Below are 18209 nucleotides of genomic sequence, written 5' to 3' on the forward strand. Positions count from 1 at the left end.
CCCATTATAGCAAAAACATTTATTTGAAATCCATTACACTGAAAGATACAAATTTTGTATAATGTGTAAGATGCTAGATTAAATCATGAACGTAAGGAGTCAAATGGGATGAAGATTGAGATTCAGAACACCTCAAAAACATATCTGAATGGGAAAAAGGCATTGATGGATGCCAATATCACGTTAGAACCAGGCGTCTATGCGTTGTTCGGAGAGAACGGGGCCGGTAAGTCAACGTTGATGAAGATTTTAGCAGGATTGCTTAAACCATCAACGGGTAAAATTCTTGTTGACGGACAAGAAATGTCGCCGCTTGCTGACGCGTACCGCGAAAAAATCGGCTATCTTCCGCAAGACACGCCAATCTACAGCAACTTTACCGCCGCTAAATTTTTAAGTTATCTCGCGACCGTCAAAGGGGTGCCAAAACAAGATGTCCAAACAAGCGTCATGTCCGCCCTCGAAGCGGTCAACATGACAGAACACGCCAATAAGAAGTTGAAAAGCTTTTCCGGTGGTATGAAGCGGAGAATCGGGATTGCCCAATTGTTGCTGAATGATCCGGAACTCTTGATCATTGATGAGCCGACAGCTGGCCTTGATCCAAAGGAACGGATTCATTTCCGGAATCTGATTGCGTCGATTGCCCGAAAGCGGATTGTTTTGCTGTCGACCCATATCGTCTCGGATGTCGGATCGATAGCGCGTGAAATCATTTTGATGAAGCAGGGACGCATCATCAAACAAGCTAATCCGTATGAGCTGTTGGATGAAATTGCGACTGAAATCTGGACCGTTGATGTGACGGATCAGGAATTGCTCGAATTACAAGACACGTATCAAATCGGATCAATCCAACAAACGCGGCAAGGTAAAAACCGGGTCCGAATCATTTCAAGCCAAATGCCGCATCCGAAGGCGGTCCAAGATGAGCCGCAACTGGAAGATTTATACTTGTATCACTTGGACGAACGGAGTAAAAGTGCATGAGCCGATTGATCCGCTTTGAATTGTATAAACTTTGCACATCGATTCCTGCCATGCTGTTCATCGCCGCCTTATTGCTGTACTTGATGTCTTCGGTCTTTTCAGAAGAGGAAGCAAATGTCCGCGCGAAGTATGCGGCATGGGAAGGTCCGGCGACGGCAGAAACATTTAAGAAAATACATGACCGCGCAAATAAAATTAATGATGAAGATCATGGTTTAAATCGTCAATTTGATTCCGGTGTTTCGTTTGAAAACGAAGCATTCGCCCACTTGTTTAACATTGAAGAAGCCCAAACTTTTAAAGCACAGGGGCTGGAAACTTTAACGAACGGATTGGCCAAATCGGGCTTTGACGAACGGGATCGTGCCTTACATACCAGTCTGGTGGAACAAATCAATCTGGACACGATCCAGTACCACATCCCGGCAGAAAAAGCAGTAACGTTTACGACTCAAGCCGGCGTTGCTGTCCTGCTGTTCCCTTTGCTGTTACTGATTGCTTTCATCTATTCCAAAGAACGGGTTTCGGGCGTCGATCAATACCAACTGCCCGCTGTGAACGGTCGAACGAAGTTACTGACGGCAAAACTGCTTGCCGGATCGATATTCCTCACGGGCATCAGTCTGGTAGTACATCTCGGGATTTTGTGTCTTGCCTGGTATCGTTTTGGAACGATTGATTGGTCCGCTCCGATGCAAGTGATGGAGGGTTTGACGAATTCACCGTATCCGTTCTCCATCGGACAATACTGGTTGGTATCGTTTGGTTATCAGACATTTGTATTAATCGTGCTTGGCATTTGGGTGCTCGCAATCTCATTTTTCGTCAAAACGGCGATTCAAGCGATTCTCTGGTCGAGTATTTTAATGGGTGTCCCGCTTCTTTACCAATTCGTGATTTCGGGCATCTTTTTTCCGGAAACAAAAGTTTTTGAGCAAGGGATTTTAATTTTCCCGAGCCGCGCCTTGTTGACCGGAGAAGTGTTTAAGACGTATCAGACCATCAATCTCGGAATTCCGCTGTTACTGCCGGTTGCCATTCTGCTTGTACAGGTGATCGTGACCCTGATTGTATTGAAGGTTCTTTATCAAACTAGTCGAAAGAGGCAAGTCGTATGAAAAAATCAGACAGTACGTTGCGGGAACTTGTCCGCTTTGAGTTTTACAAGTTGTTGCAGCAACGTTTTTTATTGTTATTGTTACTCGTCATTCTGGTTGTCGGATTGTATTTTTCGGTTCAACGCATGGGATGGCCGTGGGTGGATCGCGTCAACACAGGTTTTGAAGGGGAACTGACTTCAGAAATGATTGCGCGTGCGGAAGCCGGGAGTGAAGCCTATTTCAAAAAAAGTAATCCGACGATAGTGGAAAAGAAACAAAATGCTTCCTATCATAACGTGCTCGAGGCTGCATCGGCTTATGACCTGCAATCTAAAGTTGTCTCTTCGCTCCGTCAGGAAGGAGAGGAGGCATCCACTGTATATGAAAAACGTCAATTCTCATTACAAGCTAATTTGACGGAAGCGATTGATTATCGTCCGGTCGGAAACTATCAAACGTTTGATCAACTGCTGACATTTTCAGGAACCGGTGGATATGCGTTGTTGGCAGTGGTCCTGATTTTTGGAGCAGCCGTCAGTTTCTCGAATGAATATCAGACCGGTGTTGCGGCATATCTGTATTCTTCACGGCACGGGAGAAAACAATTATTGACGGCCAAGCTGCTGGTATCCGTTGCACTGGTAACGGGGACGATTCTAATCTACAATCTGGTTCAACTGCTATGTTTCTTCCGCGGGCATTCCGGTTGGGATATTCCGATCCAAGCGGCTTACGGCAACTCACCTTACCCGTTGACGTTCGCTGAATTATACGGGATTTCCGTATTGTATCAGTGGGTGATTGCCGTTTCGCTTGTCATCATCCTGTTGTTCCTGTCGATGTTGATTAAACAGACAGTGGTCGCTGTATTCCTCGGTGGACTTATCGTCGGCGGACCTTTTCTGATTGAAACGGTTCTGTTTAATACAGAAACACCGGAGTTCATGTGGACTTTGGTGAAGTTCACACAGGGACAGGCACTAAGTGTTTACGTTTTATTCCGGGAGTATGTGACGGTTAATGTCTTCGGTTATCCGGTCTTGTTACCGATTGCCGTACTTGTTGTCACACTTATCACGACACTCATTCTAATCAAACTGATATACCGAGTAATTGGTCGGAGAATGGCATGATGAAATACAAGAAGGTTCGGCTGTCGCGAGACCAAGCCGAACCTTCTTGTGTAAACCGCTTACAAAACAAAAGACGCCGGTTGCGTTCCGTCCGTTAAGTAAAATGCAGATTCATGCAGCACGAGAGCTATAAAAAAGACTGTCAACCGTCTTCTTCCGGTACGAGGACGGTTGGTTAATTATAGCGGATCAGTAAATTTTTCGTGGTAGATTAAGTCACGAGTGTTTGAATGAAATATCGCGTTTCCTCCTTTGTATGTTTCTTTTTCTGCTTAGTTACGTATGTATACTATGAAAATCTGTTATAGAGAGGAGAAGGCATTATAAAAACGTTTTTGAAAATCAATGCAATAAGCATCATGTATGCGGTCACCTTACTTATTCCGTTAGAAGCGTTGCTCAACGTCTATCAGTTAAACCGTACGACAGGAATCTCAAATGACTTATGAAGGGGATGCACCAGGTCCGATTGTCGGCTTTATTTTAATCGGCTCGCTCCTGGTCTACCCGTTTTTCTTGTTGATTACGAACTCAATCGTTAAAAGTGTAAGCGAATCAAATAAATCGCACGTAAAAGGAGCAAACCTCTGATGATGAAGCTAATTTGGATTTTAGCGATTACTGCCTATCCGGTTATTATGGTCATTCAAATGTCAAAGCGGAAAGCGTAAGTTAAGTTATAAACGTCGCCGGCTGCGTTCCGTCCTGGTCCGTGAAACCGTAGTCGCGTGCGAGATCCGACACGAACAAAGCTTGCCCGGTCCGTTGTAGAATGTCCGGATCCTGTGCGAGGGCAACGACAGCCCGTCCAACATAAGCGGTTGTCTCAGTCGCATCACTGCTGAAGCCTGCGTCGACGACCCATTCCGTCCGCATGAAGCCGGGACAGAGCACAATCGAAGCGACACGAGACGTTCGAAGTTCCTGACCCATCACAAATGTCATCCGGTTGATCGACTGCATCGCTAAGTCATAATACAAATTGCCAGCGGCTTGATCCGGCGTGAACGATGTTAAATTAACGATCAATGCAGCCGGACTTTGTTGAAGCAACGGAACAGCCGCCCGTGTCGTCAGTAAATAGGCTTTCGGACCGGCGATCATCATCGCGTCCCAGTGTTCCAGTGGCCGTTCCCAAAATCGTTTGCCTTGTCCCGCGGGAAGGGAAGCTTCCGAACCGCCAAACACACTGTTGACGAGCAGATCGATCCGCCCGTGCTGGTCTTGAATCTGTTGGAACAGGAAAGTTATCTCGTCCGGATCCGTATGGTCACAATAAAAATAGAGTACGACAGAAAAAAGGGACTTTCGATTAAAATCGGAAGTCCTTTTCTTGTCATGTTAAAACCCTTTAATCGTCATCCCGCCGTCAACGAATAACGTTTGACCAGTGACGTATGTTCCGGCATCAGACGAAAGAAAGACAGCCGGTCCAACGAGTTCCGTCAGTTCACCGACCCGGCCGAGCGGTGTCACGTCGACGATATCCTGTAAGTAGGTTGGATCGGCGAGCAACGCTTCTGTCAGAGGCGTCTTGAAATACCACGGACCAATCGCATTGACGCGAATATTTTTCGGACCCCATTCAAGCGCCAATACTTTTGTCATCTGAATCAAAGCCGCTTTGGTCGTCGCATAGACAACACCGGTCCGCAAGGCGACGTGCCCCGCAACCGAAGCGATGTTCAGGATGCTGCCGCCGGTGTCCTGCATCCGGCGCCCAACTTCCTGTGAGAATAGGAAGGCCGACTTTAAGTTCGTCTGTTGAATTGTTTCCCATTCGTCCTCCGTAACGTCGAGCGCTTTCGAGCGAATATTCATCCCGGCGTTGTTGACGAGCACATCAATCTGGTCGACATATGTATAGGCACGCTCGACCATCGCCTGGACTTGCATCCGGTCGGTCACGTCGCACGTCAACACGAACGAACGTCGTCCAAGCTGTTCAATCTGTTTTGCGGTTTCCTGTAAATCGGATTCCGTCCGGGCGACCAGTAAGACATCCGCGCCAGCTTCCGCCATCCCAATCGCCAGGGCACGTCCAATTCCGCGTCCGGCACCGGTCACGAGAACCGTTTTTTGATCCAGTCGAAACGAAGGTAAATACAAACGATCACATCCCATCTGACAGTGTAGTTTCACTGTACGCTGAAATTGACTGAAAAGAAAGAAAAATGCTGATGAACCGATGAATATATGTTATTATTTGGTAAAAAAAGAAGGGCGACATGAAACGGAAGCTCGGACTGATGATCATCTCCGTTTTAGTACTGGCTGCAGCTCTCGTCGCGTTTGAACGGTATGTCTACACGACTTACATTTACAAACCGGCAGATTACACATTCAACTATAAGATTAAATCGCGCAAAGCCATGAGTCACCGGAATTTGGAGCAAAACCGTTCCCGAAAGGTCCGATGATCAAAGGAGCATCCTTATTCTTACCCGATATTCTGTTGCCCATCGGAGCACTGGTGACAGCCTTCTTATCTGTGTTTGTGTTCCGCCGGTTTCTCGGATACCGCTGGCGTAAACGAACGATTGAGCCGACGGAAGAAGGGGGTCCGCAAGTTCTGCGAGTGAAGCCGTCAACGTCTGCCTGGCGACCACCACAACAACAAACGGACTCCGTTTCCAAAGTCCGTCAATTGATTGCTTCCTTTGACCGGCAATTGCCGGACGGATCAAAACGCCGGCCGGAAGAAACCGTCCAGGACTGGCTCGACCGGATTGAGATGACGATTGATCCGGTGCTCTATCTAAATTAGGCGAGAGTACTCACACTTCTAAACGAAGTGAAAGTGGGAGGTGAATCGCCCCCTCTCCCTTTCGGGTATAAACCTCTCAAGGAGGTGAAAATCATGTTGAAGCATAAGGCCTACAAATTCAGGATCTACCCGACGAAAGAGCAGGAAATCCTGATCGCGAAGACCATTGGTTGTTCGCGCTTCGTCTTCAATTACTTCTTATCGAAGTGGGATGAGACGTATAAAGCGACAGGCAAAGGACTGTCTTACGGTTCTTGTTCGAAAGAAATCCCGATGCTAAGCAAGAGTTCGACTGGCTGAAAGAAGTCGATAGCCATTCGCTTCAATCGAGCGTCAAACACCTGACCGATGCGTATGACCGCTTCTTCAAGAAGCAGAACGAACGGCCTCGATTCAAGTCGAAGCGCAATCCCGTCCAATCCTACAAGACCAATATCGAGAAGAAGAACCAGCTTCCAGAGGTCTCAATCGTCGGCAGCAAGCTCAAACTTCCTAAGCTGAAGTGGGTGCGTTTCGCCAATTCGAGGCAGGTCGCAGGACGCATCTTGAACGCGACCATCCGGCGTAACGCTTCAGGAAAATACTTCGTCTCCCTGCTCGTCGAGCAGGAAAGCCACGAACTGCCGAAGACCGGTTCATCCGTCGGCGTAGACGTCGGGTTAAAGAACTTTGCCATCTTGTCGGACGGCACGGTGTACAAGAACGACCGCTACTTCCGTTCGCTCGAGAAAAAGCTGGCGCGCGAGCAACGCAAGCTCTCTCGTCGTCAGCGTATCGCCTTGGACAAGAAAGTGAAACTTTCCGAGTCGAAGAACTACCAGAAGCAGAAGCGAAAGGTCGCCCGCATCCATGAAAAGATTGCCAACAAGCGAACCGACTTCTTGCACAAGGTATCCACCGAGATCGTCAAAAACCACGACATCATCGGAATCGAGACCTTGCAGGTGAAGAACATGCAGAAGAACCGCAAGTTGAGCAAGCCCCTCTCTGACGTCAGCTGGTCGGAGTTCTTCCGCCTGCTCGAATACAAGGCAGATTGGTACGGGAAGACCGTCGTGAAAGTCGGGAAGACCTTCGCATCGAGCCAACTGTGCTCCAGTTGCGGATATCAACACAAAGACGTGAAGCATCTCAGCTTGCGTGAATGGACATGCCCGAGTTGCGGGATCCATCACGACCGAGATGTGAACGCAGGACTGAATCTCAAACAAGAAGCAGAACGCCTCTTAGCTTCTTCAACCGTCGGGACGACGGAGTTAGCCTGATCAGGTTTTGACCGTCAGGTCGAATAACTCAGGAATCTTCCACCTCTAAGCAAAGCGTAGGTGGAAGTAGTTCAACATGTGGTCCGTTACGGGGAAGTCGCGGATCAGACGCTCGACCGTTCCGAAATCGACACACTTCGGATCCGACTGGATCAACGGTTGCGCGGATGACCGATCAGGCGGAGTAACGTTGGATGGTGTATCGCGTCCCGTGTTACGAGAGATAATTCGCGTGTGACGTCAAAGCCGGTGATCGGCAGGGTCCGGATTTCCGGAGGAAGACCATCCTGGAAAATCGCCGGTAAAATCGCGATCCCGAGTTTTGCCCGGATGAAGCCAAGGACGCTTGAACCAAATTCCATTTCCGAGGCGACAGTATAGGTCGCTCCACGTTCCGCAAACGCGGCTTTCAGAATATTCGTCGAGTCACAGTCAATCGGCAACGACAGAAACGATGAAGCATCAATCTGATCAAAGCGGACATCGACACAGCCTTCGAACCGTTCGTCGGCTTCATGGAAGTAGAGTAAAAACGGTTCCGTATACAGATGCGTCGACGGATAAGGGTGATCAATCTGACGATCGTCGAGCAATACGGCATCGTACTGATGCTGCTCAAGACCGGCCATCAGTTTGATATATGTGTGTGCCGTCTTGATCTTCAGTTCCGGTCCATCCATTGTTGGATGGTTGGCGAAGTGTTGCGGCAAATAAGACATGGCGACACTCGGCCAGGAACCGAGGGTAAACGACGTCTGACCCTGCAATTGATCAATTTGCCGTTGCATATCGTCGAGCTGTTCGATGATCCGCTGTCCTTCTTTAAACACGATTTCTCCTGCCGGCGTCAACGAGACGCCGCTCGTCGTCCGTGTGAACAGGGGAGCGCCGACCGCCTGTTCGAGATTTTTGATTTGTTTGCTGAGCGCCGGTTGCGTCATATGCAAAAGTTCGCTCGCTTTCGTCAGGCTGGATGTTTCCGCCGTGACGTGAAAGGCTTCGAGCCATTCGGTTTTCATCAGACTTCACTCTCTCTTTACATGCGTGTGCTTTGACGATACTGTACGTTCGTTTCATCTGACAACTGTTTCGCTCAATTTTATATATTCTTTGTTTGGAATATTCCTTTAAGGGTATATATAAAATAAGAAGAGGTGGAAATCATGTCAGAGAGGCTTGAACGAACATTATTTGCTTTATCCGATGCCAATCGCCTGAACATCGTCGAACTGTTAAAGACAGGTCCGTTGCCGGTCGGTGAGATTGCCGCACAGTTAGGTCTCAACCAACCGCAGACATCAAAACATCTAAAGGTATTGCTCGAAGCGGATCTCGTCCGTATCGAACCGGCCGCCAATCGCCGGATCTATCATTTGCGGACGGAGCCGTTTCAAGGTCTCACTGCGTGGAGCCAATCGTTTGAACAGCAGATGGTCAGCCGGATGACACGACTTGAAGGCTATTTGGAACAGATGCAGGACACAGTCAACCCAAAGGAGTGAACGATGATGCAAGAAAAACTAAAAACGAAAGTCGAAGGTTCCGTTTTACAAATGGAATGGACGTTTGATGCTCCGCGCGAAATGGTATTTGCCGCATTCACGGAAAAAGAGCAGCTCGAAGCCTGGTGGGGACCGGAAGGCTGGCAAACCGAAATCACGACCTTTGATTTCGTCGAAGGCGGTATTTGGCATTACTGTATGCGCTGTGAGGATCCGAATCAGGGCGAGTTTTACGGCATGGAATCCTGGGGAAAAGCGATTTTCCGACAGATTGATGCTCCGCAAAGTTATGCCCACGCCGACTATTTTTCGGATGCTTCCGGAACGATTTCCGAAGAATTGCCGGGCAGTGAAAACGTGACGACGTTCGAAGCCGTCGGTGACCGGACCCGGGTAGTGTTCCGGTCGGACTTTAAGACCGAGGAAGCCGTAAAACAGGTCCTTGAGATGGGGATGAAAGAAGGATTCACGTCACAATTGCATCGTCTCGACCAATGGCTTCTTCAACGAACCATATCCTAAAAGTTTCTGACAATCCGTCACGGACGGGTTGTTTTTTTCGAACAGTCATTCAGAACTGTCACTCTTTTGGAAAAAAAGGTCTTTCATTTTGGGAATTCAAAGGGAAATACTTCATCTTTGGAAGGATGAAGCCGTTATACAAGATGAGATGATTGAAAAAGGGGATCGATAGTGTGAAATGGTGGTCGAAACAACAAGAGATGACGTTTTCAGAACGGATGCAACAAGAACGCGAACACGTTCGCCTGGAAGCGGGGGCGGCATTTGCGCAACAACTTCAGCTGATTGATTTGACGGTCGAGGATTTACAAATCGTCCGTTTGATCCGTCACGATGTCGCAGAGTGGATGCCGCAGATGGTCGATGCATTTTATGCGGAACTGCTCCGGGTGCCGGAGCTGAAACAACTGATTGAACGGCATTCGACACTCGAACGGTTAAAGGGAACGCTTGCCAAGCATATCCTCCAGATGTTTGACGGCCAGGTCACACCGGACTACATCAGCGTCCGGAAACGGATCGCCGACCGGCATGTCCGGATCGGCCTGCAAAATAAGTGGTACATTGCCGCTTTCCAAAAAGTATTAAACGTCTTCAGCCGAAAAATTGAGGAAAGTACGTTACCCGAGTCGGAACAGGTCCGGATTGTCCGCTCTGCCGGGAAACTGTTTAATCTCGAACAACAGATCGTCCTGACGATGTATGAGGAGATGGTCGAAGCCGAGCGGCAGACGGTCACGGATGCGAAACAGCGTGTCGGACAAACTGTCCAAAAGTCGACAGAGGAACTGGCCGCGATGAGTCAACAATCGTCCGCCAGTTTTCAGGAAATGGAGCGACATGCCCAACAGGTGTCCGTGACGACAGGGGCGATTGCGACACAATTGACCCTGGCCGCCAAAGAAGCGGCAGACGGTGTTGAATTGGTCGAGGCGGAAACGAAACGGTTTGAGGAAGTTGTCCAAGAGATGACGCTGACGACGGAACAGATGACACAGCTCGCCTTTTTGTCACGCGAAATCGAACGGATTGCCGGAATGGTGACGGCGATTTCCGATCAGACGAACCTGTTGAGTCTCAACGCCTCGATCGAGGCCGCACGGGCCGGCGAGATGGGACGTGGCTTTACCGTCGTCGCCCAGGAAATCCGGAAACTGGCGGAAGAAAGTAAACGGTCCGCGTCAGAAGCATCAAGCATCGCCCAGGAAATCACTTCGAAAATGGGACAAGTCTCGGAGCGGATGAGCGGGACCGAGCAGTCGGTCGTGCAAACGACGGAAGAACTTACCCGTGTCGTCACCGCCTTTACGACGATTTCCCGCCAAACGGTCGATGTCTCGAAACAGATCATTATTTTGTCGCAGGATACGGAACAGGTCGCCGGAACGATTGAAGGGATGCGCCATATCGCGGAATCGATTGCGGAGACGGCTGACGATTTACAGACCGTCGCGACGACACTCTGAAAGGGGAATAGGGATGAGAAAACGAATCCATCTGTTGTTTGGAGTTGGAATTCTGATGCTTGCCGGTTGTTCAAGTAACGATTACCCGTCAGAGGAAGCCGTCAAAAACGGTGACATCGTCACGACGCCGGAACGGCATAATCTTGACCGATTTGAGACGTTTTTAACGCTAGTCGGGCAACAGAAACAGGATACAATCCGGATTACGGGGTATACCACGGAAGGGGATGCAATCCTTGAAGATATCACCTATGACGGGAAACGCTTTACCTATTCCCTCGATTCGTCGCGTGATGAATATGGTTCCCAGACAGACGACCGGAACAAGGAAATCTGTCAAAACCTTGAGCAACAAACAACTGATGGAGGGAACACCTTTACCCTGACCGGCTGCAAAGAAGGACAGGATCATGAGATTTTCAAATCAAATCCAGGTGAACTTAAAAAATGAAAAACGGTTGATCCTCCGAATCATGCGAGGATCAACCGTTTTTTAGTCGAGTGTCTCTTCAAGAATCCGTAAGGCTTCCCGCCAACTCGTGAACCGTTCGATTAATAAGGTCAAGGAAGGAACCTGGTGCTTACGCGCAAACCGGACATACTCTTGGCTCGTTAAGTCAGGACCGAGCTCTTCGTATGCCTGGCGCAACGCGTTCAGGCAATCTGCGTCGGAATAAAAACCGTTTGACGACAACCGGAAATGTGCCAGTGCCTGTTTCCATGTCCCATAATGCCGGATGATGGTGTTTGCGCTCACCATCTGCGTATGTGTTTCCCGTAACTCAGAGTAAGAGCGGATGGTCACGCGCGAGCCACGCGTCTTGATATAAAAAGCGATGCTTTCATCCACACTCCAGCGTTTTTGGCTGGACGTACCGGGTTTTGCCCGATTCAGCATCAAATGGTCCTCGGTGGACAACTCGAACGGTTTGACGATGCCCGCTTGTTCCAATAGTTTGGTCCAAGAGCCAAACCGTTGTTCAATTTCCTGTAAAGAGGGATAGGGCAGGTAATGTGCTAATTTTTGGTAATGTGCTGCTTTCATCGGTGTTGTATGTAACTGGTGAAGACCTTGGATCAAGCGAATGATTTTTTCATTCGTCGTCAGGGTGGAAGTGGATGTGTGCGTGGTTTCTTTCATCAAGAAGTCTCCCTTAGTGGATCGTTGGAACGTAATGGGATTAGTGTACCATCTACCTCAAAGAGATTTAACTAACAAAATCGTAAGGTTCAATGGGACGGTCGTCTCGAACAGAGAAGGATTTCGCACCCATCAGCCTTCCGGAATGGCCGTATACCGGTAAGCGGTCGTTCCTTTGAAAACAAACAGCACACCGGTCGCGTCTTCACTCCGGTATAACTTCGTTCCGGATTGCCAGTCTGTCGCCGATTGGTCCGTCAACGGTTGTTTGGCGGTAAGTTGTTTCGTGACAGTCGAAAAGGAAATCACGTTCTTTTTTTTGATTGTCGCATCTTTTCCGTCGAGCCGATACACCCGGTCGTCTGCCCGGATTAAATCAGCTGCCGGATCTTGACGGGCTTCCGTCGCAATCGAATCCGTCGTCGAAGTCGTTATGTCAGTCGTACATCCTGCTGTAAAGAATAGACTGCTCATGACGAACAGTGTGATTCGTTTTTTCATGTTCTGTCCTCGCTTTCCTGGCTGTTTATTTATGTCGTAATTTACGATATAATCGGATATGTCGATATAAAAGGGAGTGAACGAGATGTCAGCGATTCATGAAGACTTTGCCCGGTTGTACTATCATCTGCATCCGAAATGGACGGAAAATTTGTCGCATCAAAGTGTCCGGATCTTGCAAACGATTCAAATGACAGGCGCCATGACAGTGAAGGAGATTGCAGCCCGGTTTAATTTGTCTCCGAATACCGCGTCGGAGCATGTAAAGAAACTAGAAGGGCTTGGGTATGTCGTCAAACAACGGTCATCTGTCGACCAGCGTGTCGTTCAAGTCAGTTTGACGCGTGAAGGACGGACGGCCGTCAAAACGCATACCGAACTCGACGCAAAGCGTGTCGAGCATGTTTTAAAACAATTATCTCCTGCAGAACAACACATGATTCAAACGGCATTTCAGCTGTTTCGCGAGGCGACCGATGACTGCTTTTCTGATTAAGATTCTGACCAGTACCGTCATTATCGGTTTTGTCACGGAATTGGCCCGACGTTCCCCGACGTACGGCGGGGTGATTGCGGCCCTGCCGCTCGTCAGTCTGATCAGCCTCATCTTGCTCGTCCGACAGGGTCAATCAAAAATGGAAGTGACGGCGTTTGTCAAAAGTGTCCTGTACGGCTTGCCGGCGACGTTTCTTCTGTTGCTTGTGTTGTACCTGTTATTGAGCCGGGGCGGATCGCTGATTGTCAGCGTCCTCTGCGCCGGAGCATGTTGGTGGGTTGTTTGGATGCTGCAACAACAGTTGGTGTTGTTCTGGAGTCGACAATAGCCCCGGATGTCATTCGCGTGTCGCTGGTAGAGAAAACAAGGCCAGCAATGCATCCATCGTTTCGTCAAACGATCGAACCGGCTCGTAGCCGAGCGACCTGATTTTGTCCGTTGCATACGTCGGGCGTTCAGCCGCACGGGCCGGAACCTGATACGGTTTGCCGGAGGCTTCAATCAGCTGCATCCGAAAGTCCGTTTCCGGAATATTGGCATCGACGGCATGGAACACGTCACCAGCTTTTCCACGTGTAAGGACGAGGACGACCATCTCGGCAATGTTATCGGCATGGACCCAGTTGACAAGATCAGCCGGGTGGACCCAGGTCACGCGATCCGCTTCCTGCATCCGTCTGACTTGCCGGTCCCCCCAGTGCGAATCGTGTTCAGCGCAAATGGCCCCGGGGCGTAGAATCCGGACGTCCAAGCCGCGGGCGGCATAATCGAGGAGAATCTGTTCCGACCGGATTTTGGTACGGATATAAGGCGCCGGATGATCAACCGCAAGTGGAGACGACTCCGTCATGTGACCATTTGCCGGTTCGCCATAGACGGATGTCGTCGAGATGTGGAGGACACGTGCTCCTGCATCTAACGCGGCCGTTGCTAAATGAATGACACCTTCAACATTCGACTGGTGGGCGAGATTTTCATCATCACCGAGATAGGCGGCGCAATGGACGACCCAGTCGATCTGATCCATCGCTTTTTCAAGTGACGTTTGATTGGTCAAATCACCAAAAACCGGCGTGATCCCGAGTGATTCGAATTCATTGAACCGCTCCGCCTGTCGTATCAATCCCCGGACTTCAAGCGCCTCTGACAATAATCGTTTTGCGATGCGCAGTCCAAGCGTTCCGGTAACACCGGTGACGAGAATCCGTTTTCCGGACAGTTCCATCTGTTCAACCTTCTCTCTGGATTATTTGACCCGCTCAATCGTTGCGACGAGCGGTTTTTTGTCGTTTCGGTATTCAAAGCGGATAACATCACCCTTTTGGAGAACGGATAATTGATTCGTCCGCCCATCAATTTTCGTCTCGCCGTCCAGCGTGACTTCGGTCAAGGCATACTGTTCCTCCGGATTTTGCTCATCCGGACCGAGCGAAAGCTGATTGCCGTTCATCTCTTCGATAACGTATGCCTGATCGGAACAACCGGATAAAATGGCTACGATAAATAGACTCAACAGCATCAGCCAAATGGTTCGACGCATGTTTCCACCACACTTTCATTGGTAGGATTCAGAGAGTAATGCGTTATGTTCATTGTAGGGATAGGAAACGAAATGCGAAAGTGAAATATGGATGAATTTAGTCAATTTGATAAATCGGATGGTAATATTAAGAAAAAAGGAGGGGCGTCATGAATACTTTTGCTAAAAAAGTACTGATTCTTTTCGGCGTCATGGTCGTGATGTCCGGTCTAGTGATTTTCCTGTATGTCCAGTCGATGGAACCGGACGAACCGGAAGCGGATCGCGTGGTACGCGAGACAAAAGCATACATCTCGAAACACTTTCGGCAGGCTGAAGTAACGAGCGTCTTCTATGATGCGACAGGCAGGTACATCGAGTTTGATTATGCCGTGCAAATGAAGGATCGGATGATCGGAACCGAGTTTCTCGTTTATGTCGATCAGCAGACAAAGCAGGTCACAGATACGTACTTGTCTGAACAGTGGTCGCAGGAACTGACAGAACAGATTCGTCCGCTTGTTGAAAATGTTTTCGGTAAAGGGACAGCGTACAGGGCCGTCTATTATCAGGACGATGTCCAGCAGTTGAAATTGGATCCGGCATCGTCAAGCGAGTATCAGAAAGCGAAAATTCCGCCGTTCATTACGATTACACTGCAACGGGACCGGTTACCGACGGAAGAAAAAAATCTGACACGGCTGGCGACGGCCATAAAAAAACAGAAAGTACTCCGGCACGGAAATCTGACCACGGAATACATCAATGAAAAAGGTGTTCTGCGGGAAGATGAAATCGGATTTAATACATACTTTTAACAAAAGAGCGGACGACCTGGAATGTCAGGTCGTCCGCTCTTGTTCAGTTTCCAGTTACGAGATTTTGAAGGTAAACGATTCCCATGAACAAAATCCAGACGCCGAGCGGATTGGTGAAAATTTTCGCGGCACAATACATAAAGAGGATGATCAAAATGTCGGATGCCGACAAACTATATTGAATTTAAAAGGAATAATTAGGGTTTAAAAAAGGAACAGTCAAAGGAAACGAGAATATAACAGATAATCATAAGCGAGGACCAAATCAGCCGCTGACTGGAGAGGAGGAGTCGACAATCAGTCACCAAATGATAACGAAGAGGTGGTTTCTATGAACATTCAATTAAAAGCCTGTACCGCGCAGGATGCCGGTGCATTGTACGCGTTTGAACGTGATAACCGGAGTTATTTTGAACAATCGATTCCGTCACGGGGGGATGACTACTACGTGCCGGAGACATTCCGGGAGCGGCATGCCGCCCTCTTACAGGAACAGTTGGACGGCAGTTCGTTCTTTTTTTTGATTCAAGACGAAACCGGATTGATCCTCGGTAGGATCAATCTGGTGGACCGGCATCCGACTGCCAAACGGGCCGAGCTTGGTTACCGGATTGGACGGATGAACACAGGAAAAGGCATCGCGAAAGAGGCCGTCCGCTTGCTGATGGATCACTGTCCGGCACTTGATATTCAGGAAATCCAAGCCCAAACAACAGACGGAAACATCGCGTCGCAAACTATCCTGTTACGTAACGGATTCAAAAGAATGAATGAAGAGGAAACAGCGGAATTAAACGGTCAACGGGTGACACTTATTCAGTTTAACCGGATAATTTAAAAAGGATTAAATCGAGGAGGATGTTTATGTTAACCCTGACGTTAATCAATGCATCGAGTGTTATTTTGAGTGATACGGCACTCCGACTCGTTTTATTTGGTGAACTGTTGGTGCTTGTCCTTTTGTACTGGGCGTTCGCGCGATTCTCAAAACGCAGTCTTTGGATTGGCGGTCTTCTTTTAGTGATCGGATTTGCTGCACTCATTCCGGGCTATTTGTATGTTCAAAATTCGAATCCGCAAGATGCCGTCATTGACGTCGCAATTTTGCTTTATTTTCCGCTTGAATTGATTGCGCTGGTGCTGGCGTTGCTTTCGCTCCGGAAACGTCCGGTGCGAAAGGCTCCTAAATAATTAAAGATCATCTCATGAAAAATGACTCCGGTAACTAAACCGTGAGTCATTTTTTAGGGGGATTGTACGATTTTTTAAGGATTTTCTGCGAAATCCAAAAATACAGAATGGCTATTGCACCGCAAAACATAAGAAGCGGCAACAAAACCGACAGATCACTGAATTGAAACGCTCCGTCATGAAGGAACAAAAGAATGACCAAAGCGATCAGACTGCCCGATACACCGTATAATAAAGGACTGGTCTTCCGTTGCGCAGGAGAGAAGGAAACGACTCCTTTCTTCAGCCAATCGATGAGGATTCCCGAAATGAGGATGACGGGAAACGAAAAGATTGTGCACATGACGAAAAAATTGAACGATGAAAAATAGGTATCATCAAAGAAATCTTCAAAAAAGGTATAAAAAGATAATACTCCTGTCAATATACCGGAAATGGCGATTGCGGTCAGAACGGCCGACAATAATTTGTTCAACATGCTGAAATCTCCTTTTTATGAATATACCGGAAAATCCGTTCAGGCAACCACGATACGAGATAATAGAGCAGAGCGCAGAGCGGAGCCTCCGGCAATCCGGGATATCGAAATCATCTTTTAAAAGTATCAGAATCAAAAACATTTCAATTAAGACGCCCGATAGTCCACATAAAACAGCCAGCACGAAAAAACAGATCCGGGTGGAAAGATGTTTCCATCTGTTCTTAACGATTACGAATCGCCAGATAGTATTTTGCGTTACTGACCACCAGAATGGATGTAATGACAAAAATGCTAAATAGCTGAGAGCTCGACGACGACAGCGAGTAGAAGAGCAACAAGATGATTCCTACGACCAGCAGCAGATTAACAAGTGAATGTGTTTTGTAAAGTCCTTCGAGCATGACATGTTTCTCACCGTCATCCGATGCCGCGAGGAGTTTCAGAGCATAATCCGTTTCGCTGATGTCCGGAAGATTCCGTTCCGGATACATCTGCTGAACCAGCATCTGAAACCGGATCGAACCAATCAGTCCGATAGCCATTACGATGAAGCCAGTCACAACTAATGAGAGTTGTTGATCGAGCACTAAATTCACACTGACCACTGTAAGACTAAGCGGAAGGACTAAGTTTAAACTCAGTGTGCCGTCGCTGAACCAACGATACATCTGTTGATCGGCCAAATCTTCCGCGTCTCCTGTCAACGGTTGGTTGAGAAGACGATGAATTTGCCGGTAGCGAATGAACGACAATAGCAGTAATCCGATTAGAACAACAAGTAAAAATCCATTGATCCACAAGCTGTACTCCGAAAAGGCAATTCCTTCAAGCGGACTGCTTAATACCCAGTACATCAAGAAAAATCCAATGGCACCGCCGACAAGCATCCGTAAAACCAGGTTCAGACTTTTGTTCACAGTAACTCCTCCTCGTTAAATTGAAAGATGTCCTCGATCGTTGTCTCGAAGACTCGAGCGATTTTAGCTGCAATCAGGAGCGACGGCATGAATTCTTCTCGCTCAATCAAACTGACGGTTTGACGCGATATATTGGCGCGCTTTGCCAGTTCAGTCTGATTCCATCCATAACGTGCCCGCAGTTCCTTTACTCTTGACTTCATATCCTTCACCTCACTTGAATTGTAAACGATATTAGTCTTAATGACAATGATATTAGTCAAAAAGATAATGAAAATAGTCAATTAAGAAAAAAACTTGTCAGGAAAAGACTGAGTCAGATTTTCAAGAACTAGAAAACGACATCAAATAATCGTATAGTCATATATAGAATAATGATAGATTTAACAAATATTGGTTA

The 18209-nt window shown here is 48.1% G+C and carries 24 protein-coding genes and 2 pseudogenes; 16 read left to right on the forward strand and 10 right to left on the reverse strand.

Annotated elements, in window-relative coordinates:
* Positions 1-108: 108 nt before the first annotated feature.
* From ACP26N_RS07825 to ACP26N_RS07840, 4 genes are all read left to right on the forward strand, one after another.
* The gene (locus ACP26N_RS07825) at positions 109-990 is read left to right on the forward strand and encodes an ABC transporter ATP-binding protein (RefSeq protein ID WP_026833021.1); all 882 of its coding nucleotides are present in this window, start codon (positions 109-111) and stop codon (positions 988-990) included.
* Positions 987-2108 (forward strand): hypothetical protein, encoded by a 1122-nt coding sequence (locus tag ACP26N_RS07830; protein ID WP_426355326.1) that lies wholly within the window; start codon positions 987-989, stop codon positions 2106-2108. The genes ACP26N_RS07825 and ACP26N_RS07830 overlap by 4 nt, the downstream gene beginning before the upstream one ends.
* On the forward strand, positions 2105-3223 hold the full coding sequence (locus ACP26N_RS07835; protein WP_426355327.1) for an ABC transporter permease subunit: 1119 nt from the start codon (positions 2105-2107) through the stop codon (positions 3221-3223). Before ACP26N_RS07830 ends, ACP26N_RS07835 begins: the two co-directional genes overlap by 4 nt.
* A gap of 438 nt (positions 3224-3661) precedes the next feature.
* Positions 3662-3814 carry a hypothetical protein gene (locus tag ACP26N_RS07840; protein WP_165871626.1) on the forward strand — a complete coding sequence of 51 codons (153 nt, stop codon included), beginning with the start codon at positions 3662-3664 and terminating at the stop codon, positions 3812-3814.
* A gap of 81 nt (positions 3815-3895) precedes the next feature.
* Here ACP26N_RS07840 and ACP26N_RS07845 read toward each other — a convergent pair.
* Together ACP26N_RS07845 and ACP26N_RS07850 are read right to left on the reverse strand one after the other, a co-directional pair.
* A pseudogene (locus ACP26N_RS07845) lies at positions 3896-4501 on the reverse strand (SDR family NAD(P)-dependent oxidoreductase); the annotation flags it as partial.
* 63 nt (positions 4502-4564) lie between these two features.
* Positions 4565-5332, reverse strand: a complete 768-nt coding sequence (locus ACP26N_RS07850; RefSeq protein ID WP_188004303.1) for an SDR family NAD(P)-dependent oxidoreductase — start codon at positions 5330-5332, stop codon at positions 4565-4567.
* A gap of 119 nt (positions 5333-5451) precedes the next feature.
* On the opposite strand from ACP26N_RS07850, the gene ACP26N_RS07855 reads away from it, so the two are divergent.
* From ACP26N_RS07855 to tnpB, 3 genes and pseudogenes are all read left to right on the forward strand, one after another.
* A complete protein-coding gene (locus ACP26N_RS07855) occupies positions 5452-5643 on the forward strand; it encodes a hypothetical protein (protein WP_255508292.1) in 192 nt (63 codons plus the stop codon).
* Positions 5640-5990 carry a hypothetical protein gene (locus ACP26N_RS07860; protein WP_426355330.1) on the forward strand — a complete coding sequence of 117 codons (351 nt, stop codon included), beginning with the start codon at positions 5640-5642 and terminating at the stop codon, positions 5988-5990. Before ACP26N_RS07855 ends, ACP26N_RS07860 begins: the two co-directional genes overlap by 4 nt.
* Positions 5991-6083: 93 nt before the next feature.
* Positions 6084-7255 (forward strand): annotated as a pseudogene (gene tnpB / locus ACP26N_RS07865) (IS200/IS605 family element RNA-guided endonuclease TnpB).
* 152 nt (positions 7256-7407) lie between these two features.
* On the opposite strand, the gene ACP26N_RS07870 reads toward tnpB, so the two are convergent.
* Positions 7408-8274, reverse strand: coding sequence for a LysR family transcriptional regulator (locus ACP26N_RS07870; RefSeq protein ID WP_426355332.1), 867 nt, complete (start codon positions 8272-8274; stop codon positions 7408-7410).
* Between the two features lie 144 nt (positions 8275-8418).
* On the opposite strand from ACP26N_RS07870, the gene ACP26N_RS07875 reads away from it, so the two are divergent.
* The 4 genes from ACP26N_RS07875 to ACP26N_RS07890 all read left to right on the forward strand — a co-directional run bounded on the left by ACP26N_RS07875 (position 8419) and on the right by ACP26N_RS07890 (position 11196).
* On the forward strand, positions 8419-8757 hold the full coding sequence (locus tag ACP26N_RS07875) for an ArsR/SmtB family transcription factor (protein ID WP_426355334.1): 339 nt from the start codon (positions 8419-8421) through the stop codon (positions 8755-8757).
* Positions 8758-8763: 6 nt separating this feature from the next.
* The gene (locus tag ACP26N_RS07880; RefSeq protein ID WP_426355336.1) at positions 8764-9279 is read left to right on the forward strand and encodes an SRPBCC family protein; all 516 of its coding nucleotides are present in this window, start codon (positions 8764-8766) and stop codon (positions 9277-9279) included.
* Between the two features lie 173 nt (positions 9280-9452).
* On the forward strand, positions 9453-10745 hold the full coding sequence (locus ACP26N_RS07885) for a protoglobin domain-containing protein (protein ID WP_426355337.1): 1293 nt from the start codon (positions 9453-9455) through the stop codon (positions 10743-10745).
* A 13-nt stretch (positions 10746-10758) separates the two neighbouring features.
* Complete coding sequence (locus tag ACP26N_RS07890; RefSeq protein ID WP_131504136.1) at positions 10759-11196, forward strand: DUF4362 domain-containing protein; 438 nt, start codon at positions 10759-10761, stop codon at positions 11194-11196.
* Between the two features lie 42 nt (positions 11197-11238).
* Here the strand turns inward: ACP26N_RS07890 and ACP26N_RS07895 are convergent, their stop codons facing one another.
* Together ACP26N_RS07895 and ACP26N_RS07900 are read right to left on the reverse strand one after the other, a co-directional pair.
* A complete protein-coding gene (locus ACP26N_RS07895) occupies positions 11239-11886 on the reverse strand; it encodes a homing endonuclease associated repeat-containing protein (protein ID WP_131504137.1) in 648 nt (215 codons plus the stop codon).
* A gap of 132 nt (positions 11887-12018) precedes the next feature.
* A complete protein-coding gene (locus tag ACP26N_RS07900; RefSeq protein WP_131504138.1) occupies positions 12019-12387 on the reverse strand; it encodes a hypothetical protein in 369 nt (122 codons plus the stop codon).
* Positions 12388-12472: 85 nt separating this feature from the next.
* Between ACP26N_RS07900 and ACP26N_RS07905 the strand changes: the two genes are divergently transcribed.
* Both ACP26N_RS07905 and ACP26N_RS07910 read left to right on the forward strand, forming a co-directional pair.
* Positions 12473-12883, forward strand: a complete 411-nt coding sequence (locus ACP26N_RS07905; RefSeq protein ID WP_131504139.1) for a MarR family winged helix-turn-helix transcriptional regulator — start codon at positions 12473-12475, stop codon at positions 12881-12883.
* The gene (locus ACP26N_RS07910) at positions 12864-13211 is read left to right on the forward strand and encodes a DUF3147 family protein (protein WP_426355338.1); all 348 of its coding nucleotides are present in this window, start codon (positions 12864-12866) and stop codon (positions 13209-13211) included. The genes ACP26N_RS07905 and ACP26N_RS07910 overlap by 20 nt, the downstream gene beginning before the upstream one ends.
* A 9-nt stretch (positions 13212-13220) precedes the next feature.
* Here ACP26N_RS07910 and ACP26N_RS07915 read toward each other — a convergent pair whose 3' ends face one another.
* Together ACP26N_RS07915 and ACP26N_RS07920 are read right to left on the reverse strand one after the other, a co-directional pair.
* Positions 13221-14108 carry an NAD-dependent epimerase/dehydratase family protein gene (locus tag ACP26N_RS07915; protein WP_131972734.1) on the reverse strand — a complete coding sequence of 296 codons (888 nt, stop codon included), beginning with the start codon at positions 14106-14108 and terminating at the stop codon, positions 13221-13223.
* Positions 14109-14129: 21 nt separating this feature from the next.
* On the reverse strand, positions 14130-14423 hold the full coding sequence (locus tag ACP26N_RS07920; RefSeq protein ID WP_131972733.1) for a hypothetical protein: 294 nt from the start codon (positions 14421-14423) through the stop codon (positions 14130-14132).
* Positions 14424-14572: 149 nt separating this feature from the next.
* Between ACP26N_RS07920 and ACP26N_RS07925 the strand changes: the two genes are divergently transcribed.
* The 3 genes from ACP26N_RS07925 (at position 14573) to ACP26N_RS07935 (ending at position 16411) form a co-directional block, all read left to right on the forward strand.
* Positions 14573-15220: a hypothetical protein gene (locus ACP26N_RS07925; RefSeq protein ID WP_426355340.1), complete on the forward strand. Its 648-nt coding sequence runs from the start codon at positions 14573-14575 to the stop codon at positions 15218-15220.
* Between the two features lie 331 nt (positions 15221-15551).
* Complete coding sequence (locus ACP26N_RS07930) at positions 15552-16058, forward strand: GNAT family N-acetyltransferase (RefSeq protein ID WP_131972731.1); 507 nt, start codon at positions 15552-15554, stop codon at positions 16056-16058.
* 26 nt (positions 16059-16084) lie between these two features.
* Positions 16085-16411 carry a hypothetical protein gene (locus ACP26N_RS07935; RefSeq protein WP_131972730.1) on the forward strand — a complete coding sequence of 109 codons (327 nt, stop codon included), beginning with the start codon at positions 16085-16087 and terminating at the stop codon, positions 16409-16411.
* A 46-nt stretch (positions 16412-16457) separates the two neighbouring features.
* On the opposite strand, the gene ACP26N_RS07940 is transcribed toward ACP26N_RS07935, so the two are convergent.
* From ACP26N_RS07940 to ACP26N_RS07950, 3 genes are all read right to left on the reverse strand, one after another.
* Positions 16458-16889 carry a hypothetical protein gene (locus tag ACP26N_RS07940; protein ID WP_214854714.1) on the reverse strand — a complete coding sequence of 144 codons (432 nt, stop codon included), beginning with the start codon at positions 16887-16889 and terminating at the stop codon, positions 16458-16460.
* Between the two features lie 224 nt (positions 16890-17113).
* The gene (locus ACP26N_RS07945) at positions 17114-17809 is read right to left on the reverse strand and encodes a DUF3169 family protein (RefSeq protein WP_131972728.1); all 696 of its coding nucleotides are present in this window, start codon (positions 17807-17809) and stop codon (positions 17114-17116) included.
* Positions 17806-18012 (reverse strand): helix-turn-helix transcriptional regulator, encoded by a 207-nt coding sequence (locus ACP26N_RS07950; protein ID WP_131972727.1) that lies wholly within the window; start codon positions 18010-18012, stop codon positions 17806-17808. The genes ACP26N_RS07945 and ACP26N_RS07950 overlap by 4 nt, the downstream gene beginning before the upstream one ends.
* Positions 18013-18209 lie beyond the last annotated feature (197 nt).

Source organism: Exiguobacterium sp. R-39 (assembly GCF_049942815.1).
GTDB lineage: Bacteria > Bacillota > Bacilli > Exiguobacteriales > Exiguobacteriaceae > Exiguobacterium_A.

Excerpts from the sequence above, each read along its gene's own strand:
- ACP26N_RS07825 (WP_026833021.1), top strand. The coding sequence starts at position 109 with ATGAAGATTGAGATTCAGAACACCTCAAAAACATATCTGAATGGGAAA.
- ACP26N_RS07830 (WP_426355326.1), top strand. The coding sequence starts at position 987 with ATGAGCCGATTGATCCGCTTTGAATTGTATAAACTTTGCACATCGATT.
- ACP26N_RS07835 (WP_426355327.1), top strand. The coding sequence starts at position 2,105 with ATGAAAAAATCAGACAGTACGTTGCGGGAACTTGTCCGCTTTGAGTTT.
- ACP26N_RS07840 (WP_165871626.1), top strand. The coding sequence starts at position 3,662 with ATGACTTATGAAGGGGATGCACCAGGTCCGATTGTCGGCTTTATTTTA.
- ACP26N_RS07855 (WP_255508292.1), top strand. The coding sequence starts at position 5,452 with ATGAAACGGAAGCTCGGACTGATGATCATCTCCGTTTTAGTACTGGCT.
- ACP26N_RS07860 (WP_426355330.1), top strand. The coding sequence starts at position 5,640 with ATGATCAAAGGAGCATCCTTATTCTTACCCGATATTCTGTTGCCCATC.
- ACP26N_RS07870 (WP_426355332.1), bottom strand. The coding sequence starts at position 8,274 with ATGAAAACCGAATGGCTCGAAGCCTTTCACGTCACGGCGGAAACATCC.
- ACP26N_RS07875 (WP_426355334.1), top strand. The coding sequence starts at position 8,419 with ATGTCAGAGAGGCTTGAACGAACATTATTTGCTTTATCCGATGCCAAT.
- ACP26N_RS07880 (WP_426355336.1), top strand. The coding sequence starts at position 8,764 with ATGCAAGAAAAACTAAAAACGAAAGTCGAAGGTTCCGTTTTACAAATG.
- ACP26N_RS07890 (WP_131504136.1), top strand. The coding sequence starts at position 10,759 with ATGAGAAAACGAATCCATCTGTTGTTTGGAGTTGGAATTCTGATGCTT.
- ACP26N_RS07895 (WP_131504137.1), bottom strand. The coding sequence starts at position 11,886 with ATGAAAGAAACCACGCACACATCCACTTCCACCCTGACGACGAATGAA.
- ACP26N_RS07900 (WP_131504138.1), bottom strand. The coding sequence starts at position 12,387 with ATGAAAAAACGAATCACACTGTTCGTCATGAGCAGTCTATTCTTTACA.
- ACP26N_RS07905 (WP_131504139.1), top strand. The coding sequence starts at position 12,473 with ATGTCAGCGATTCATGAAGACTTTGCCCGGTTGTACTATCATCTGCAT.
- ACP26N_RS07910 (WP_426355338.1), top strand. The coding sequence starts at position 12,864 with ATGACTGCTTTTCTGATTAAGATTCTGACCAGTACCGTCATTATCGGT.
- ACP26N_RS07915 (WP_131972734.1), bottom strand. The coding sequence starts at position 14,108 with ATGGAACTGTCCGGAAAACGGATTCTCGTCACCGGTGTTACCGGAACG.
- ACP26N_RS07920 (WP_131972733.1), bottom strand. The coding sequence starts at position 14,423 with ATGCGTCGAACCATTTGGCTGATGCTGTTGAGTCTATTTATCGTAGCC.
- ACP26N_RS07925 (WP_426355340.1), top strand. The coding sequence starts at position 14,573 with ATGAATACTTTTGCTAAAAAAGTACTGATTCTTTTCGGCGTCATGGTC.
- ACP26N_RS07930 (WP_131972731.1), top strand. The coding sequence starts at position 15,552 with ATGAACATTCAATTAAAAGCCTGTACCGCGCAGGATGCCGGTGCATTG.
- ACP26N_RS07935 (WP_131972730.1), top strand. The coding sequence starts at position 16,085 with ATGTTAACCCTGACGTTAATCAATGCATCGAGTGTTATTTTGAGTGAT.
- ACP26N_RS07940 (WP_214854714.1), bottom strand. The coding sequence starts at position 16,889 with ATGTTGAACAAATTATTGTCGGCCGTTCTGACCGCAATCGCCATTTCC.
- ACP26N_RS07950 (WP_131972727.1), bottom strand. The coding sequence starts at position 18,012 with ATGAAGTCAAGAGTAAAGGAACTGCGGGCACGTTATGGATGGAATCAG.